The following is an 18,588-nucleotide window of genomic DNA, read 5'->3' as shown; positions in this document are numbered from 1 at the left end:
AGGTGCCTATGTTATTTCAATCAGATAGGAGAACGGGAACGTGATAGGAAAATAGCTATTTCCCTTTATTTTCGCTAGAATATGAGTACATAAGAAAGGTGTTGTGGAACGTGGAGATTCAGTTTTTAGCAGGCAGATCGGGGAGTGGAAAAACGACTGCAATCTTAGAGGAAATCAAAGAACAGCTTCGGCTTGATCCGTTGGGTCCGCCAATCATTTTTTTAGTCCCGGATCAAATGACATTTTTAATGGAATATGAGCTTGCAAAAACGTCTGAAGCTGGCGGAATGATCAGGGCCAAAGTATTTAGTTTCACACGTCTTGCTTGGTCTATTTTACAGCAGACTGGCGGAGCGAACCGGCAATTTGTGACAAGCACAGGAATTCAAATGCTTTTAAGAAAAGTGATTGAAGAGCAGAAAGAAAAGTTTAAAGTATTCAAAAAAGCGAGTGATAAGCCGGGATTTGTGGAGCAAATTGAAAAGACGATGGCTGAATTCAAAAGGTATTGTATGTTGCCGGAGGATATTGAAAAAATTTCAATGTCGAGCATGTATTCAGAGTATACAGAAGAAAGACGGGCAGCCGAAAAATTGCATGATCTGCATGTTCTTTATCAGCAGATGGAGCAGTATTTACAAGATGAATATGTGCACTCAGAAGACTATTTGACACTTCTTACGCAGCAAATTCCTTCATCTGAAGAAATAAAAGGAGCACACATTTATATAGATGGTTTTTATCAATTTACACCGCAGCAGCTTCTTGTCATTGAACAGCTCCTGCTGCATGCAGCAAAAATAACTGCTGCTTTCACAGTGGATCGCTCCTATCATGATAAGCAGCCAAATGAACTTGATTTATTTCGTATGACAGGTAAAACGTATTTCCAGCTCTATCAGCTTGCTAGAGAGTGCGGAGCTGACATTTCTGAAAACGTTTTGGAAAGAAATAAACGGCACATTTATACACCAGATCTTGCTTATTTAGAACACCAATATGAGCAGAGACCAGTGCAGCCATATCAGGAAAACACCCCTCATCTCACAGTGTCTAAAAGTGCAAATAAACGAGCTGAAATTGAGGGAGTAGCCAGAGATATACTTGATTTAGTGAGAGAAAAAGGACTTAGATTGAGAGATATCTCGATTGTTGCACGACATGTAGACGACTATAAAGATACATTAAAAGAGGTTTTTCGAGATTACGATATTCCTTTTTTTATTGATGGAAATGAATCGATGCAGTATCATCCGCTCATTGAATTGATTCGTTCGAGCTTGGATGTCATAAGGGGAAACTGGCGGTATGAAGCGGTATTTCGCTGCGTGAAAACAGAGTTCTTATTTCCGCTTGAACTCGCTAAGAACAAAGCGAGAGAGCAGGCAGATCAGCTCGAAAACTATTGTATTGCTTATGGTGTAAAAGGAGAACGCTGGACAAACGGTTCCCGGTTTCATTACAGGCGATTCCAATCATTAGATGAGGATTTTGGACAAACAGATCAAGAAATTGAAATGGAACAAATGCTAAATGACGTCAAAGAATGGATCGTGCCCCCGCTTTACCAGTTGCAGATTAGGCTCAAAAAAGCGCAAAAGGTAAGAGACATGGTAGAGGCTGTCTATGTCTTTTTAGAAGAGATACAAGTACCAGATAAGCTTGAAAAAGCGAGGCTTGAGGCTGAAGAAGCAGGTAGATTAGCTGAAGCAATGCAGCACGGACAAGTATGGGATGCGGTTATTCAATTAATGGATGAATTTGTTGAAATGCTAGGTGAAGAAGAGCTCTCATTTCCTTTATTCCAACAAATGATGGATACAGGATTAGCTTCTCTAAAATTCGCTTTGATTCCGCCTTCACTCGACCAAGTATTTATTGGAAGTATGGATTTATCGAGAATGTATCAAGTGAAATGTACGTTTATCGTTGGTGTAAATGATGGCGTTATTCCCGCACGCCCCTCTGATGAGAGTGTATTGTCTGAGGATGACCGTGAATGGTTAAAACGAGCAGGAGCAGAGCTGGCAGAGACAGGAAAGGAACGGCTGCTAGATGAGCAATTTTTAATTTACCAAGCGTTATCGAGTCCATCACGTCATTTGTATCTATCCTATTCGGCTGCTGATGCAGAAGGACGTTCTCTTTTGCCTTCGACACTCATCAAGTATTGTCAAGAGCTTATGCCAAATCATCAGCAGGCTCTTTATGTGTTAGATCCAGAACAACTGGATGACGAGGAGCAATTAAAATTTGTAGCGAATGAGCATGTTTCGTTATCGTATACCGTCTCACAGCTGCAGCAATGGCTCAATCAATATCCCATTAGTGGTGTATGGTGGAGTGTCTATAACTACTTAATGACATCTCCTAATCGGGATGTATCAAAAAACATCATGTCAAGTTTGTTTTTTACAAATCGAGCGAAGCCATTAAAGCCTAATGTCACAAAAGAGCTTTATGGTGATCATATTCAGGGCAGTGTTTCAAGAATGGAGAAATTCAATGCGTGTGCATTTTCTCACTTTGCTTCCCATGGGTTAAAACTAAAGGATCGACAATTTTACAAATTGGAAGCACCTGATATCGGCCAGTTGTTTCACTCGGCTTTAAAACATATTTCAGATACGCTTGTTGAACAAAAAAAGGATTGGAAAAACCTAACGAAGGAAGATTGTGTCACTTATTCAAAACATGCGATTGAACAGCTTGCTCCGCGTCTTCAAAAGGAAATTCTATTAAGCTCTAATCGGCATGCTTATATTAAAGAAAAGCTCCAGAAAATCTTGATTCGAGTCTCTTCTATATTAAGTGAACATGCCAAAGTGAGTGGATTTTCTCCAGTAGGGCTAGAGTTAGGTTTTGGGGGGCAAGGGCCATTGCCGCCGTTTACTTTTCAATTAAAGAATGGCTGCACGATGGAGCTTGTCGGAAGAATTGACCGGGTAGATAAAGCAGAAGGTTCAAAAGGGCTGCTCTTGAGAATAGTCGACTACAAATCCAGTGAGAAAGGTCTTGACTTAGCAGAAGTATACTATGGGCTGGCCTTGCAAATGCTCACTTACTTAGACCTGACCATTACGTATTCGAAAGAGTGGCTCGGGGTTGAAGCGACGCCTGCTGGCATTTTATATTTCCATATCCATGATCCGCTCATTCAAGCACCTATTCCGCTTGCAGAGGATGACATTGAGCAGGAAATATTCAAGAAATTTAAAATGAAGGGTTTATTGCTTGAAGATATAGAAGCAGTAAAGCTCATGGATCAAACGCTTGATTCAGGTAGATCACAAGTCATTCAAGCCGGCTTGAAAAAGGATGGGTCTTTCCGTTCTGATTCTGCAGTTTTAAGTGAAGATCATTTCCATATACTCACACAACACGTTCGGCGCACATTTGAAGAAGCAGGCGAAAGAATTACAAATGGAGAGGTCGCAATTAATCCATATAAATTGAAGGATCAAACACCTTGCCGCTTTTGTTCATTCAAGTCTATTTGCCAATTCGATGAATCAATAGAGGATAATGATTTTAGGGTGCTCACCTCTGAGAAAGATGATGTTGTGATAGACCGGATCAAAAAAGAAGGGGATCAGTATGCAAATACCAAAACCGAATAACAGTACGTGGACGGATGACCAATGGGAAGCCATCGTTTCAGAAGGACAAGATATCTTGGTTGCGGCGGCGGCAGGGTCAGGAAAAACAGCTGTTTTGGTTGAACGGCTGATTCGAAAAATGACCCGGCCTGAACATCCAGTTGATGTGGACCGTCTGCTCGTTGTGACTTTCACAAATGCATCTGCGGCAGAGATGAAGCATCGGATTACAGAAGCACTTGAAAAAGAATTAGCCAAAAACCCTGGGTCCCTTCATATGAGAAGGCAGCTGTCCCTCATGAATCGTGCTAATATTTCTACCTTGCACTCCTTTTGCTTGCAGGTTTTGCGCACCTTTTACTATGAAATTGATCTTGACCCAGGCTTTCGTTTGGCAGATCAAACAGAAGGAGAATTATTAGGAGATGAAGTGTTAGATGAACTGTTCGAGGATGAATATAAGGCTGGAAAGCCATCATTCTTTGAACTGGTTGATCGTTACACTTCTGACCGCCATGACTTAGATTTGCAATGGCTTGTGAAGAGAATTTATGAGTTTTCTAGGTCTCATCCTTTACCTGAGCAATGGATGAGGGCATTCCTTTCACTTTATGATGTAGATGCACAAACAAAAGTAGAAGAATTACCGTTTTATCCATATATCAAAGAAGATCTTTCTCTCGTTCTCCGGAGCTGCCAGGAGCTGCTTGAACGAGCTCTTTCGCTATCAAAAGAGCCGGGCGGCCCAGCACCGAGAGCAGAGAATTTTATAGATGATTTAGAGCAAGTCAATGAATTAATCCATCATCAAGATGATTTTGAGGAGCTTTACGAACTTTTGCCGAACGTCAATTTTAAAAGGCTCAAAACGTGCAAAGGGGATGAATATGACCCTGTTTTGTTAGAAAAGGCCACAGATGCACGTAATCAAGCAAAAAAACAACTAGAAAAGCTAAAAGATGAATACTTTATGCGCAGTCCTTCCCAGCATTTAAAAAGCTTAGCTGAAATGAAGCCAGTTGTGGAGACGCTTGTAGAGCTTGTGATCAAATTTGGTGAGCGTTTCGAAAGAGCGAAGCAGGAAAAGTCAATCGTCGACTTTTCGGATTTAGAGCACTATTGCTTACGCATTTTAGCGGAGCAGGATGCAGAAGGACATTTGATCGAAACAGAAGCTGCTAAGTACTATCAACAGCAGTTTGAAGAAGTGCTCGTTGATGAATACCAGGATACAAACCTCGTACAAGAAACGATTTTAAAGCTTGTGTCTAAAGGGGAACATTCTGCAGAGGGCAATCTGTTTATGGTTGGTGATGTAAAGCAGTCCATTTATCGTTTTAGACTGGCTGAGCCCATGCTCTTTTTAAACAAATATAAACACTTTCAACCAGACGGCAAAGAAACAGGGAAGAGAATTGATTTAAATAAAAACTTCCGAAGCCGTTCAGATGTTTTAGATAGTACGAACTTTTTGTTCAAGCAGCTGATGGGGCAAACAGTTGGAGAAATTGAATATGATGAACAAGCTGAATTAAAGCTTGGAGCGAGTTATCCAGAAAGCAAAGATACAACGACAGAAATGCTCCTTGTCCACTTAGATCAGCAGGAAGCGGAAAGCGACGAAGAGCGAGAAGAACTTGAGACCGTCCAATTTGAAGCGAGAATCATTGCTAAAAAAATAAGAGAATTGGTGGAGCAGCCATTTCAAGTGTACGATGCAAAACAGCAAATGACCCGTAACTTGCAGTATCGTGACATTGTCATTTTGCTTCGGTCTATGCCGTGGGCTCCGCAAATGATGGAAGAATTAAAGAAGCAGGGAATCCCTGTATATGCGAATCTTTCCTCTGGTTATTTTGAAGCAACAGAGGTGTCTGTCATTCTTTCTTTGTTAAAAGTCATCGATAATCCGTATCAGGATATTCCGCTTGCAGCTGTTTTAAGATCACCTATTGTTCATTTAGATGAAAATGAAATGGCACTTATTCGAACGAGTGATAAAAAAGGCACTTATTATGATGCTGTAAAGGCATTCATGAGTGTGACGCATTCAGATCACCCTACATGCAAAAAATTAGAGCGATTTTTCCAATTGCTGCATAAGTGGCGTGATTTCTCCATCAATCATTCGGTGGCAGAATTAATTTGGGAAGTCTACCGAGATACGCAGTATCTTGATTATGTTGGCGGGATGCCTGGAGGTAAGCAGCGGCAGGCGAATCTTCGTGCCCTTTATGATCGAGCCAAGCAATATGAAAAAGCTGCCTTTAGAGGGCTATTTCGATTCCTTCGTTTTATTGAAAGAATGCAGGAGCGTGGAGATGATCTTGGTGCGGCAAAAATGTTCAGTGAAACAGAGGACGTTGTGCGCATGATGACGATCCACAGCAGTAAAGGATTAGAATTTCCAGTCGTCTTTACTGCAGGACTCGGCAGGAACTTTAATATGATGGACTTAAACCAGTCCTACTTACTTGATAAAGAGCTAGGCTTTGGAAGCAAGTATATCCATCCTGAGCTGAGAATTAGTTATGCGACATTACCGCTTGTGGCGATGAAAAAAAAGATGAGAAAAGAGTTATTATCTGAAGAGCTGAGGGTCCTATATGTGGCGCTCACAAGGGCTAAGGAAAAATTATTTCTGGTCGGCTCTGTCAAAAATCAGGTGAAAGCATTAAGCAAATGGCAAAATGCCGCGACTGGAGAAGAGTGGCTGCTCCCTGATTTTGAACGTTATCAATCGAAAACATACTTAGATTTTATTGGTCCTGCTCTCATCCGTCATCAAGCGATGTCATCTATTTTAGAAGAAACAGGCGATGTCGTTCTTTCGCATCCGTCCACATTCACCATCTCATTTACTCAAGCTTCTGATCTTCTAAAGGAAGATATGTCACTTGAAAAGAAGCAGCAAGACGAGGTAGTACAAGCATTGATGGATGGTCTGCCTGTTGAAGGATATGGTGATGCTGATGAGAAGGTGGCAGAGAGACTTTCATGGAAATATCCATATCTAGCGGCCTCGCAAGTCGGCACAAAGCAGTCTGTTTCCGAGATAAAAAGGATGAAAGAAATACAGGATGAGTACAGTGTTCCTTCTTCTATTCGAAAAGCTCGTGCAACATTGTATGACCGGCCGGCTTTCATGAAGAAAAAAACACTCACTGCCGCAGAACAAGGCACCGCAATGCATACAGTCATGCAGCATATCACGCTTCCTTCTGAGGAGCCCTATGATGAATCACGTATAAGGCACCTGCTCGAATCCTTACAGCAGCGAGACTTGCTAACAGATGAGCAAGTCCGGTCAATTGATCAAGAAGGAATTGCTGCTTTCTTCTCTACTTCAATTGGTCAAAAACTGCTGAAAGCGGACTGGGTAAAACGAGAAGTATCATTTAGTATGGTGTTACCTGTTAAAGAGGTATACAGTCATATTGATACTGAGGGAGAGCCTGTTCTGATTCAAGGAATGATTGACTGTTTATTTGAAACAGATGGAAAGCTATATTTACTAGATTATAAAACGGATAGAGTGCAAGGCAGATATACAGGTGGACTTGACGCTGCTGAATCTATCTTGAAAAAGCGCTATGAAACCCAAATAGCGTTATATGCAAAAGCAGTAGAGCGTTTGACAAACAGAACATTAGAGGAGAAAATTCTCTATTTCTTCGATGGGAATTTAGAAATCTCTTTATAAATGTATCGGAATGAGAGGTGAAACACATGAGGATTCTGCATACAGCGGATTGGCATTTAGGGAAAACCCTTGAAGGTCGAAGCCGGCTTGATGAGCAAGCACAGTTTTTAGATGAACTGTATCAAATCGTGAAAGACGAACACATTGATGTCATTGTGATGGCCGGTGATGCCTTTGATACAGTGAATCCGCCTGCTAGAGCAGAGCAGCTTTTTTATGAAAGTCTATCTGCCTTATCTGATAAAGGAAAACGGCAGGTAGTGGTCATCTCAGGCAATCACGATAATCCGGATCGCTTATCAGCCGCATCTCCTTTAACAAATGATCAGGGTATTCATTTAATTGGATATCCGACAAATGACATCATCCGTGTCGATGTTCCTTCTTCGAGTGAACGTTTATCCATTGCAGCACTCGCTTATCCGTCTGAGGCGAGACTAAATGAGGTGCTGGCTGAAACATTTGAAGAGAAAGTGCTTCGTGATCATTACAATTTAAAAATTCAACAAGCGTTTCAACATTTAAGTACTCAATTCCAGCTGGATACAGTTAATATTGCAACAAGCCACATTTATGTGGCAGGAGGAAGTCAAACAGATTCAGAAAGACCGATTGAAGTAGGCGGCGCATATACCGTTGCGGCTGAAAGCCTGCCAGAAGCAGCTTGCTATGTTGCACTTGGTCATTTGCACCGCCCGCAAACGATCAAACGTGCCAAAACGATTGCCCGGTATTCTGGATCACCTCTTGCTTATAGCTTTTCTGAATCAGGCTATGCCAAATCAGTCACAATTGTAGAGGCAAAACCTAATGAAAAGGCAAGCTGGAAAGAAGTGTTTTTATCAAGCGGAAAACCACTTGTGAAATGGAAGGCGACTGAGGGACTGAGTCAAGTGCACGAGTGGCTGGATGAAAAACGTGATCTTCAGGCGTGGATTGATTTAGAGGTTCATTTAACAGACCAGCTCTCTATTGAAGAGATTCATCAGCTCCGTAAGCAGCATAGTGGGTTTGTTCACATTCGACCAAAGTTCAAAGAACTACAGCAAATAGAAGAGCAAAAGCAAGTGGAAAAGCTCTCGATCGAAGAGCGGTTCGTGAAATTTTATGAGCGCCAGACAGGTGGCGGTTTACCCGATGAAAAAACAGTCAAACTGTTTTTAGAGCTAGCCAATGAAATGCAAGAGGAGGAAGCGACTTGAAGCCGATTACGCTGACCATTAAAGGACTTCATAGCTTCAGAGAAGAACAAACAATTGACTTTAGCTCATTATGTGATGCAGGTGTGTTTGGCATATTTGGACCGACAGGAAGTGGAAAGTCGTCCATATTAGACGCCATGACCCTGGCACTCTATGGCAAAGTGGAACGTGCGTTAAATAATACACATGGTATTTTGAACCAAGCGGAAGAAAAGCTGTCGGTTTCCTTTACATTTGCTTTGCAAAAGGAACATCATATTTCTTATAAAGTTGAACGTGCTTTCAAACGAGCGGATGAAATGAAAGTCAGAACGACATTATGCCGCCTGATTGAAATCGGTGATACGCAGACCGTTCTCGCAGATAAAGCGAGTGAGGTCAATCGTAAAGTAGAAGAATTACTCGGATTAACCATTGATGATTTTACACGAGCGGTTGTCTTACCTCAAGGGAAATTTGCAGAATTTCTCTCCCTAAAAGGGGCAGACAGACGTCAAATGCTTCAGCGGTTGTTTAACTTGGAAAAGTATGGGGACCAGCTCGTCAAGCGTTTGCGTGCAAAAGCTCAGAATCAATATGGGCAAAAAAATGAACTGCTGGCTGAACTGAATGGTTTAGGGGAAGCTGGCCCAGAGGCGCTGGCAAAAGCAAAGGAAGCAGCAGAGCAGGCAAAAGCCATTTTTCATGAGAAAAAACAAGCGCGGGACGAAGCGTTCACTGCTTTTACAAAGGCGCAAGCGATCTGGCAGTATCAAAAGGAACAAGAAGCTTATGAGACTGAACAAAACAAACTGAATCTACTGGCACCATCAATGGAAGAGAAAAAGGCCAAGCTCAATATCGCAGAGCAGGCAGAGGCGCTAAAGCCCTATGCGGATGCATTAACAAAGGCTGAAAAACAGCTTTCTCAAGCATCAAAGGAGAAGCAGGAAGCAGAAAAGCAGCTGCTGCATCAACGAACGATCTATGATCAAATGACGCAGGAGTATGAGCAAGCCCGGCAAAAGAAAATAGAGACTGAGCCAGAACTTCTCCAAAAGAAAGAGCAGCTGATTCATCTAAAGGAAATTGAACGAAAAAAAGAGACAGCTCTTCAGGAAAAGACAGGAATAGAACAGCAAAAAAATGAAAAAACGCAGCAATTCATACAAAAGAAAAAAGAAGCGGACAATCTTCAATCTCTATTAGAGCGTGCACTGACGAAACAAACACAGCTGAAGCATGAGCTGGAGCAGTTACAAGTCTCAGTAAAAGAACGGAAAAGTGTACAGGATGCTTTACGTTTAAGTGAAAATGTTGAAAGAATAAACCGCAGCATTCAAAAAGAAAAGCAAAAGATGGAGGAGGTCAAAAAGCGAGCCACACAGACTTCAGAAGCATATGAAAAGCTTCAAAAACAGCAAAACGACCATCATGAAAAAATAGACCAATCGTTTCAAGCAATTGAACACCTCTATTTTTATGTATGTGAATTCGAACGAGCTCTAACAGAATGGAGTAAAAAAGAACAACATCAGAAGCTCGAAAAATTAAAACAGCGTGATGTTGTAAGGGCGGCTGAATTAAGAAAAGAATTAGCGGCAGAGCTAGTAGATGGTGAACCATGTCCGGTTTGTGGATCAATTCATCATGATCCAAAGGCTTTGGAATACAATGACCATGAAGAAACCGTGGCACAAGTCGATGAAGTCATTCAACGGATGGACAAAGAGCTCAAGCAGGCAGAGGAGTATGCGAGAGACATGTATGCCGCAAAGCAGCTCCTCGAAACGAATGCCAATCAATTAGTGAAACAATTTGCTTTCTTATCTCAGAAAGCCCCGGGAGCGGAAGTAGCTGCAGCAGTAGAAACCGTACAAAATCCGCAGTCTTTGCAGGATCTGATGCAAGAATGGAAAGGCATAAAGCAGGATATTCAAGAAGTTGAACGTAAACGAGCTCGTTTAATGGATGAAACGCATAATCAAGCAGCAGAGATGAGCAAGATGAAAGAGCAAATGACTTTTGAACAGCAGCGCATCGAAGAATTAGAGGTGCTGATCAAAGAGCTTCAATCTGAGCTTTCAGTGCAAACGACTCAATTTGAACAGGCCTTCCCTCATTTTACATTGAATCAAGTACAAGAGCTGCAAAAGCAAATCGATGAAAAGGACCAACAAGCGGAAGGCTATAAAGAACGTATTGAGAAAAGCATTTCGTTTTTGGAAGAAAAACAGCTAGCAAAAGAGCAGCTGCAGACAGCGATATACAATGTCGAGAAAGAACTTGATAAACTAGCGCATCAGCTAGAAAGTCAGCATCAGCTTATCCATCAATATGAAACAGATTTAGGCCGATATCCATTAAAAGCTGCCTCTATTTCTGATGAACTTATTGAGGTTGAACATTCTCTTGCTCTTCTTAATGAAAAAGAACAGCAATCGTACAAGCAATTGCAGCACGCGCAGCAGTTGTTTAGTGAGGCGCAAAGCCATTTTTCAAGCAGTGAGCGTCAGCTTCAAGAGGCGAACCGGCGAAAACAAGAAGCAGAAGCAGCATGGGAAAAAGAAACAGAATTCTCTCCTTTTCATATGCCGCAGGAAATTGAGTCTGCTTCAATGGAACAGGCAGTACGTCAATCGGTCAAACAGGAAATTGAGGAATTTGAGGATAAAAGAAAGGAATGTGCCGCAAACTTAAAGCGAATTTCTGAATTACTGAAAGAAGAGTCACTGGATGAAAAGCAGTGGACTGACATTCAGCACAGAAAAGATGCAGCTGAAAAAGCATTGGAAGAAGCGACAGCAATGAGTGGGTCCGCACATGAACACCTGCGTGTGGTTGAAGAAAATCATCAGCGCTTTGCAAGTATTCACGAACGCTTGGAAGCACTGCAGCAAGAAATTGATCGCCTCGATAAACTGCAAACCGTTTTTAAAGGGAATACGTTTGTTGAATTTTTAGCAGAAGAACAGCTGGAAAGTGTCAGTCGTGATGCATCCGCCCGCTTGGGTATGTTGACGAGACAAAGATATGCGATTGAGGTCGACTCAGAAGGCGGCTTTGTTATGCGTGATGATGCAAATGGTGGTGTCAGGCGTCCTGTGTCCAGCTTGTCCGGCGGGGAAACCTTCCTGACATCGCTGGCGCTTGCCCTTGCTCTTTCTGCACAAATTCAGCTGAGAGGTGAATTCCCGCTGCAATTCTTTTTCCTTGATGAAGGATTCGGTACGCTCGATCAAGACTTGCTTGATACGGTCATTACCGCATTAGAGAAACTGCAGTCTCACAATTTAGCAGTTGGTGTGATTAGCCACGTGGAAGAATTGAAAATGAGACTGCCGAAAAAACTGATTGTCCATCCAGCAGATCCAAGCGGGAAAGGGACAACGGTCTCAATGGAATTAATGTAAATGTTGAGGTGATGACAGGGTGGCAAAGCAAACCATTGGATTATGTGAGCTGTGCGGAAGACAAAATGTCCTGCTCACAGAACACCACTTAACACCAAGAGAAGAAGGTGGGGCTTTTTTACCGACTGCCTTCCTGTGTATCCCCTGCCATAAACAAGTGCATGCACTCTTTACAAACCAGGAGCTTGCCGCACGCTTGAACACACTTGATGCACTAAGGCAGGATGAAAAGCTTGCTTCGTACATCAAATGGATTCGAAAACAGCCGGCAAGCAAGCTGGTTAAAACAAAAAAATCGAGACAACGCAGAAAAAAATAAGCATAAAAAGCGCTCCTCTAAATGAAATGACTGTAGAGGAGCTGCTTTATGCATTGCCTACCATATTCTGATCATTTAAGTCAGGATCCACATAGTTGGTGGCGCTAATGCCATTATTTAATATCAAGAAATCTCCGGTATTTCCCGCTCCAGAGCCTAAAGCAGATTTTGACGAACTTTTAGGCGACAGGTAGAATGAGTCACCGACGTTTACGACGCCTCCAGAAATAGAGTTAATGTAAATGGGTCCGACAATTGCTGGCATAATCGACATCCTTTATTCGAAGTCATATCACCATCATATGCGCAGGTAGGTCCATTTGTGAGTTTGGCGGACTTTCGTCGTTGCTAAATAACTCTCGAATATGCTTCACTCTTGCAACGCCATTCACTCCACACGTAGAGCCAATTTGATAAATAGAAGAGGACGAAACCCCTTCGACAATGACGGAAGACACTTTAATCACAGGCTTTTCATGGTAAAAAGCTGTTCTGACGAATCGTTCCGGCAGCATCAATGGAATAGGCTCATAATACACTTCAAATTCTTTCGCATCTAAGTTTTCTGCTTCATTGCCATAAAACAAACTAATGGTTCTTTGAACAGCTAACACCTTGACCTTCGGGCATAGCTCCTGTGTATCACCGATTTGAACAACACTTGAAATCCCGACAGAATTCACCTTCGTGAACTTCACTTGAGATGTGCGCTTTATCATTATCGAGGTGCCAGAGGAACAAACGGGCCAATGATAAGAGATTCTGGCGGTGTATCAAAAATGGAAGATAATTGTACATGATCTGTGTCCCCGATGATAAATAGGGAAGAGGACGAAACCCCAACTACTTTAATGCTTCCGGTCTCGATGTTGCGGTTGACGACTGTGAAATTCATCCGTTTTCCTCTCCTTTCGTTTCATTTGGAATATGGGCTAAGAAGTGCTCAATCGCCCGTTTGACATCATGCTTTACATATTCAGCAATTTGCTCTGAACGCTGCAGCGGGGTCATATCTTCCCGGTGCGGGAGCTGTCCTGCATAGTATTTGATTCTGCTGTCAATTTGCTTGCGAATGTCCTCAATGATGTGGTGTTTGTTGCTCTCATCAAGAGACCCTTCATATCGCTGCTCTAGCTCTTCAAGAAGTTCTGGCGCTTCTTCGTTTAAGAATGCGTCGACAAGCTGGCGTGTTTGATTGAAAAATTGATCAGCCATTTCTTGCTGCATCATTCCAATGCCCGGGGTTGTTGTTTGGCCCACTTCAAAGTTTTGAACACTGTTTGGATCAGATGGATTGAGGCCGATGTTCAGTGTGCCTTCAAGCCGCTCGATTTTCAGTTGATCAAATTGATAATCAATCCGTTCAATCGTCGTTGTCGGTTTATCTTTGATCATTTGCATTTCCTGCTGAAGTTCGTTAAGCCTTTTTTCAAGCATCATAATTTTTTGTGTTTGCTTTTGAATGATGCCATGCACCTGTGAAGCGTTGCTTTGATAATCATACATTGACATACACCTCCGGGGATTGCAGATGAACTTAAGTTGTTGGTGACTGGAGCGGTACAAAAGGTGTTGTGCTTGCGCCTTGGGATTCTTCAATTCCTTGTGTGCCTGCTGCGGCAGGTGCTGCTTCTACGTAGCTGCCCGTGTTATACAGATTAGAAAGAGCTTTAATTGAACCAGCGCTCCCAATTTGCAGCACAGAGGAGTTACTTACAGACTCTACACGCAAATAATTAATTTGTATCGCTTGATTAATATAGAAGTTCAACTGATTTTCACTCCTTACAAGTTACCAACAAGCGGTTGATCAATGACATCACTGTCGTACGTATTTGTCACACTTTTATAGTTGCTAATGCGCAATTGATCACCAGTGTTAAAACTGCCTGCGCCAGCAAACGTTTTAACCTGACTATTTGGAGAAATGGTGATGCAGTCTCCAACATGAACGACTCCGCTCGTTCCGACGGCATTTACTTTAAAGGCTCCAACAATAGCCGGCATAGCGGTGCACATCCTTTATAAAAATAAGGCACTTTGTTTTTGGGCGTTTCACCATAGCTTATGATGGGTCTTTTAATGTGTGATTGTCTTTTTGAAAGCTTTTGATGAGAGGAATTAGGTGTATGGTTTACCCTTTTTTAGAGCATTCATTCGAGGTGTATTTGATGCCTTTATTTAAGAGTGTATCAAGCTCTTGACTGCACCTGATGGTTTCTTCGGCATTCATCCCGAATTTTTTTGCTGTCTCAATTAAATGTAATCTTTTTTGTTCAATTTCATAATTGATCATAACGGACGCCAACTCTCACATTTTTTATATAATAGAAGGATATGGTTAGTATACCCTATTTTTCTATAAAAAAAGCTGTTTCGTCAATATGAGTAATAAAGTGACAAAATTCGAAAGCGTCCTTACTTGCCATCTATCTCTTTTCTTATTTCAGCCTGTAAATAACGTCGTCTTTTGTTGATATACTGCCGGATGACCTCTCGTTCTGATTGTAGGATGTCTTTTCGATCTCTCGTATAAGGATCATCTCCAATTCGGTTCTCGATAGAGGCATGCCATTTCTCGATGATTGGACAAAGCCGGTCTTCTAAAAAATGTGTATCGAGTACATGCTGAAAAAGCGTGTAATAGGATCTCTTAAAAGAAGGGATATCTAGTAACCTAGCAGTTAAAGTATTAAAGCCGTTTACTGGAATATAATCAAATGCCATTTCTTCTCCATGAATGTCACGGCCCCATGTCGCATCATAATCCCAAGGAAGTACTTGAAATTTTCCTTGTTCATTCACATAAAGAGCGTAGTTATGGACAAAGCCGTCAAAGTTTTGTGTGCACACGACACCAATGAGCCAGCGGAAATACTGTGTTACATCTAGGTATTGCTCAATTTTTTCTGCAAATATGTCATCTTTCGCTGTGTTGAGAAAGTAAATAAATTCACTCAGCTGCTGATCGTGTTGAGAAGTCCCCGTTTTTTTCTCGTACCCGAGGAGGAGGTGTTTTTTTGGCTTTTTATCAAACGAACTCAAAAGGGAGAAGTTGGCATCGTCATCGACTGCATAATAAATGCCGCCTCCTGAAAGCTGCCTTTTCTGAAAAAAGTGCTCATCAACAGATTCTATTTTTAAATAAATGCCTTCTTTTCTTCCGTTTATAGTGAGAAACACATGAGACGCAGCCGGGCTTAGCACCCCTATCTGCTCGAAGAAATAAAAGGACAGTCTGTTTCGGATAAACGAGGGGTCATTGTATTCTGCATTTAAATGAAAGATAGATTCGCCTTGTCTTTGCTTTGGCTTTCGATATTCAATTTGATAGGACTTTTTTTTCAGCTTTCTAATGTGAGACCCGCGGTATGAAGCATAAATGTGTGATTTGGTCTGGCCGGTTTTCAAAATGGCCTCAACAGGTTCGTCGTTCCATATGTCTTTTCTTAATTCAATCAGGTCCTTTGGATGAATCCAAACATCCATTTGCTTTAAAGGTTCTGTGGTCATGCGTTCATCAGCCTCCTATGCTCTTCTTTACGATATGAAAATGGAGGAATGTCCTGTACCCGCTTGTTAGGTATTCATGGAGTTTTAAAAGAAAGGGGCATCCGCCAAGAACACTTGTCTACCAAGTCTCGTAACATAAAGCAGAGAAGATAAACAGTTTGATCTGTTTGTTTTGTCAAAGTATAGACTGGGAGGGGAATCGTTCGTGAGCACATTTGATCATTCACATATTGAACATGCAGTGGATTCACTTCGAAGTGAAGGACGTGATCATCACTTAGACCGTGAACCAGAATCGAGACGCTCGCACAAGTCAGCTCGTTCTCGCCATTCAAATCGCCGTCATTGGTTCTTTGGTGGAGGCGGATGCCGTAAATCACATCGCAGTAAAAAAAGCTGTAAGAGCTATCGTTCGAAAAAAAGTCGCTGTTCAAAGAAAAGCGTGAAAAGTGAGAAACCATGCAAGAGCAAAAAGTCGTGTAAAAGCAAGAAATCTTGCAGAAGCAAAAAGAGTGAGCCGAAAAAATCATGCCGCAGCAAACACAGATCCCATCATAAGAAAAGCTGCCGCAAGTCACATCGCAGCCATCGTTCTAAAAGATCTCATCACCACAGAAGCTGCCATCGATCTAAACGTTCTCATCACCATAGACGCAGCCGCTCTTGCAAAAGATGTGGAAAGAAAAAGCATCATTCCCACAGCAGAGGAAATGTTGATCGCAAATGGGACCAAGGGAACATGTGGGAGTATCGCCGCTACCGCTAAACATCAGATCATCTTTTTTGAAACCCTTTTTAAAAGAGAGTATGATAAAAAAGGGTTTTTTTTATTTCATAGAGAAATAAAATGAGACATCATCACTTAGCGAAATGAAGATTGTGAGGGGAAGACATGAAGTTTTTTACAGGTGAGATACATAGCAGAATGTTTATTGGGGTAGTCATTGATGATGAATGGGTCATGGACGTCAAAAAGGCAGAAGCCAAATTATTTGAGCTTGAGACACTGCCAAACTCTTTAGCTGAATGTATTCATATGGGGGACAAGTTTGTTGAGCATGTCAAACAGCTCCTTGACTGGGCTGAGAAAAAAGAAGAAGACCGCGGTTCTTATGTATATCCGCTTTCGGAAGTGAAACTCCATGCGCCGATTCCAAAGCCAGCTAAAAACATCATGTGTGTTGGAAAGAATTATCAAGATCATGTCATGGAGATGGGAAGTGCAGCGGATCTTCCTAAAGATGTGATGATCTTTACAAAGGCACCTACTTCAGTCGTTGGACATGAAGCGGATATTCTCCTTCATGAAGATGTGACCAGTGAGCTGGACTATGAAGGGGAGCTTGCGATCGTGATGGGCAAATCAGGGAAGAATATTGGACCTGAAGAGGTCCGCGATTATCTATTCGGTTACACCATTTTAAATGACGTAACGGCAAGAGATTTGCAGAAAAAACACAAACAATTTTTCATAGGTAAAAGCTTAGATACAACCTGCCCGATAGGACCTTATATTGTGCATAAGTCAGTGGTCGAGGATCATGGTGCGCTCCATGTGGAAACAAAGGTAAACGGAGAGGTTCGCCAGTCTGCCAGTACAGAATTAATGATTTTCTCCATCGAGAATATTGTTTCTACTCTTTCAAAAGGGATGACACTAGAAGCTGGTGACATCATTGCAACGGGAACACCTTCTGGGGTTGGCAAAGGCTTTGAACCGCCTAAGTTCTTAGCTTCAGGGGATCGAATTGACATCACGATTGAGCCGATTGGAACGCTATCGAATCGCGTCAAATAAAGAGTGCGATGACACAGGATTGTCGCTTTGTGTTCGACTTATTTCGTGGTACGATGAGAAGGTAATTGTTCTGATAAAGGGGGAAATAACAGATGGGAACGCATTTACATATTACAGCATGGGTGCTAGGGATTATTTTATTCTTCGTTGCCTTTGCTCTAGCAGGTAAAAACGACAAAGGTGCTAAAATTGTGCACATGATTGTCAGACTATTGTACTTGATCATTATCGCAACAGGCGTAGAGCTGTATGTTCGCACAGGAATGAAAATTCCAGGTTTCGGTGGCGAGTATATCGGTAAAATGATTCTCGGTATCCTTGTGATCGGCTTCATGGAAATGGTTCTTGTACGCAAGAAAAAAGGAAAATCGGTGACTGGTGTATTGATTGGTTTTATCGTGTTCGCGATTGTGACCATTCTTCTCGGTTTACGTCTGCCGATCGGTTTCCATATCTTTTAACATAAAAAGGGCATTGCTTATACGAAGCAGTGTCCTTTTTATATGCCATCAAATTGCGAAACCGACCGGTAACCGTCAGAAGTGGTCCATTCAAAACGAATTTGACCTGCGGCGGAGTCATGGTGACATTGAAGGGCAAGTGATTGTGAATCTGTCGAAAACTGAAAGAAAGAAACTCGTTGAAAAGAATGAAAGGAGGAGAAAACACAATCGTAGACGGAAAAACCAAGCTGCTCTACCTGTGCAATGATTTCATAAAAAACGTTTTCAGGAACGAACATCAGTAGGTCAAGCCATCCTTTCGCAAGTGATGCCGTATATTGAATCACTTCACCGCCTTGTACTTCTACTAGCTGCCCACTTTCATGAAGTATCATGGACCCGAGCAGTTCCCCTTTGGTCCACCTGCCATTTTCCTTCAAACAGATCATCGTGCTTTGAAGACTTTCTGGCAGCATGATGTCTCCTTCTTCATCTTCAATCAGACAATACCCGTTTTCAATCAGTAAATACCCGCTGCACCATCTTCGACTGCAGCGTTCAAGCTGCTTCATTCGTTTTTCCATTTGCAAAAGCTCCTTTCCTCTTTCTTTTCTTACCA

Annotated in this window: 17 protein-coding genes; 8 read left to right on the top strand and 9 right to left on the bottom strand. The window is 42.0% G+C overall.

All coding sequences use genetic code 11. The annotated features are described in order from the left end of the window. Positions 1–110 precede the first annotated feature (110 nt). From addB to ACSSTM_RS06800, 5 genes are read left to right on the top strand one after another with little or no spacing between them, the layout of a single operon-like run. Entirely contained in the window at positions 111–3,620 is a 3,510-nt protein-coding gene (gene addB / locus ACSSTM_RS06820) for a helicase-exonuclease AddAB subunit AddB (protein ID WP_420735066.1), read from the top strand. Then, complete coding sequence (gene addA, locus ACSSTM_RS06815; RefSeq protein WP_420735067.1) at positions 3,598–7,302, top strand: helicase-exonuclease AddAB subunit AddA; 3,705 nt, start codon at positions 3,598–3,600, stop codon at positions 7,300–7,302. Before addB ends, addA begins: the two co-directional genes overlap by 23 nt. Positions 7,303–7,328: 26 nt before the next feature. Then, positions 7,329–8,504, top strand: coding sequence for an exonuclease subunit SbcD (sbcD, locus tag ACSSTM_RS06810; RefSeq protein ID WP_034663467.1), 1,176 nt, complete (start codon positions 7,329–7,331; stop codon positions 8,502–8,504). Further along, complete coding sequence (locus ACSSTM_RS06805; RefSeq protein WP_034663465.1) at positions 8,501–11,896, top strand: AAA family ATPase; 3,396 nt, start codon at positions 8,501–8,503, stop codon at positions 11,894–11,896. The genes sbcD and ACSSTM_RS06805 overlap by 4 nt, the downstream gene beginning before the upstream one ends. Before the next feature lie 19 nt (positions 11,897–11,915). Then, positions 11,916–12,215, top strand: a complete 300-nt coding sequence (locus ACSSTM_RS06800; RefSeq protein ID WP_034663464.1) for a hypothetical protein — start codon at positions 11,916–11,918, stop codon at positions 12,213–12,215. A 46-nt stretch (positions 12,216–12,261) separates the two neighbouring features. Here the strand turns inward: ACSSTM_RS06800 and ACSSTM_RS06795 are convergent, their stop codons facing one another. The 8 genes from ACSSTM_RS06795 to ACSSTM_RS06760 all read right to left on the bottom strand — a co-directional run bounded on the left by ACSSTM_RS06795 (position 12,262) and on the right by ACSSTM_RS06760 (position 15,728). Then, positions 12,262–12,480, bottom strand: a complete 219-nt coding sequence (locus ACSSTM_RS06795) for a spore germination protein (RefSeq protein WP_003211468.1) — start codon at positions 12,478–12,480, stop codon at positions 12,262–12,264. A gap of 22 nt (positions 12,481–12,502) precedes the next feature. Next, positions 12,503–12,934, bottom strand: a complete 432-nt coding sequence (locus tag ACSSTM_RS06790) for a spore germination protein GerPE (protein WP_034663462.1) — start codon at positions 12,932–12,934, stop codon at positions 12,503–12,505. After that, the gene (locus tag ACSSTM_RS06785; protein ID WP_003210893.1) at positions 12,934–13,110 is read right to left on the bottom strand and encodes a germination protein GerPD; all 177 of its coding nucleotides are present in this window, start codon (positions 13,108–13,110) and stop codon (positions 12,934–12,936) included. Before ACSSTM_RS06785 ends, ACSSTM_RS06790 begins: the two co-directional genes overlap by 1 nt. Next, positions 13,107–13,721, bottom strand: coding sequence for a spore germination protein GerPC (locus tag ACSSTM_RS06780; protein ID WP_095284995.1), 615 nt, complete (start codon positions 13,719–13,721; stop codon positions 13,107–13,109). The genes ACSSTM_RS06785 and ACSSTM_RS06780 overlap by 4 nt, the downstream gene beginning before the upstream one ends. Before the next feature lie 31 nt (positions 13,722–13,752). Then, a complete protein-coding gene (locus ACSSTM_RS06775) occupies positions 13,753–13,986 on the bottom strand; it encodes a spore germination protein GerPB (RefSeq protein ID WP_034663458.1) in 234 nt (77 codons plus the stop codon). Between the two features lie 14 nt (positions 13,987–14,000). After that, a complete protein-coding gene (locus ACSSTM_RS06770; protein ID WP_003211745.1) occupies positions 14,001–14,222 on the bottom strand; it encodes a spore germination protein in 222 nt (73 codons plus the stop codon). A 127-nt stretch (positions 14,223–14,349) separates the two neighbouring features. After that, positions 14,350–14,511 carry an aspartyl-phosphate phosphatase Spo0E family protein gene (locus ACSSTM_RS06765; RefSeq protein WP_012009503.1) on the bottom strand — a complete coding sequence of 54 codons (162 nt, stop codon included), beginning with the start codon at positions 14,509–14,511 and terminating at the stop codon, positions 14,350–14,352. 122 nt (positions 14,512–14,633) lie between these two features. Next, positions 14,634–15,728 (bottom strand): CotH kinase family protein, encoded by a 1,095-nt coding sequence (locus tag ACSSTM_RS06760; protein ID WP_034663454.1) that lies wholly within the window; start codon positions 15,726–15,728, stop codon positions 14,634–14,636. 205 nt (positions 15,729–15,933) lie between these two features. Here ACSSTM_RS06760 and cotG point away from each other — a divergent pair, with 205 nt between their 5' ends. From cotG to ACSSTM_RS06745, 3 genes are all read left to right on the top strand, one after another. Beyond that, a complete protein-coding gene (gene cotG, locus ACSSTM_RS06755; RefSeq protein ID WP_392387692.1) occupies positions 15,934–16,494 on the top strand; it encodes a spore coat protein CotG in 561 nt (186 codons plus the stop codon). 126 nt (positions 16,495–16,620) lie between these two features. After that, complete coding sequence (locus ACSSTM_RS06750; protein WP_034663446.1) at positions 16,621–17,526, top strand: fumarylacetoacetate hydrolase family protein; 906 nt, start codon at positions 16,621–16,623, stop codon at positions 17,524–17,526. A 92-nt stretch (positions 17,527–17,618) separates the two neighbouring features. After that, positions 17,619–17,987 (top strand): YisL family protein, encoded by a 369-nt coding sequence (locus ACSSTM_RS06745; RefSeq protein ID WP_034663442.1) that lies wholly within the window; start codon positions 17,619–17,621, stop codon positions 17,985–17,987. Positions 17,988–18,025: 38 nt separating this feature from the next. On the opposite strand, the gene ACSSTM_RS06740 is transcribed toward ACSSTM_RS06745, so the two are convergent. Continuing rightward, positions 18,026–18,553: a DUF2777 family protein gene (locus ACSSTM_RS06740; protein ID WP_034663437.1), complete on the bottom strand. Its 528-nt coding sequence runs from the start codon at positions 18,551–18,553 to the stop codon at positions 18,026–18,028. Positions 18,554–18,588: the final 35 nt, after the last annotated feature.

It is taken from the genome of Bacillus sp. RK1064 (genome assembly GCF_051488405.1).
Classification (GTDB): domain Bacteria; phylum Bacillota; class Bacilli; order Bacillales; family Bacillaceae; genus Bacillus.
This window is presented reverse-complemented; position numbering and strand designations above follow the sequence as displayed.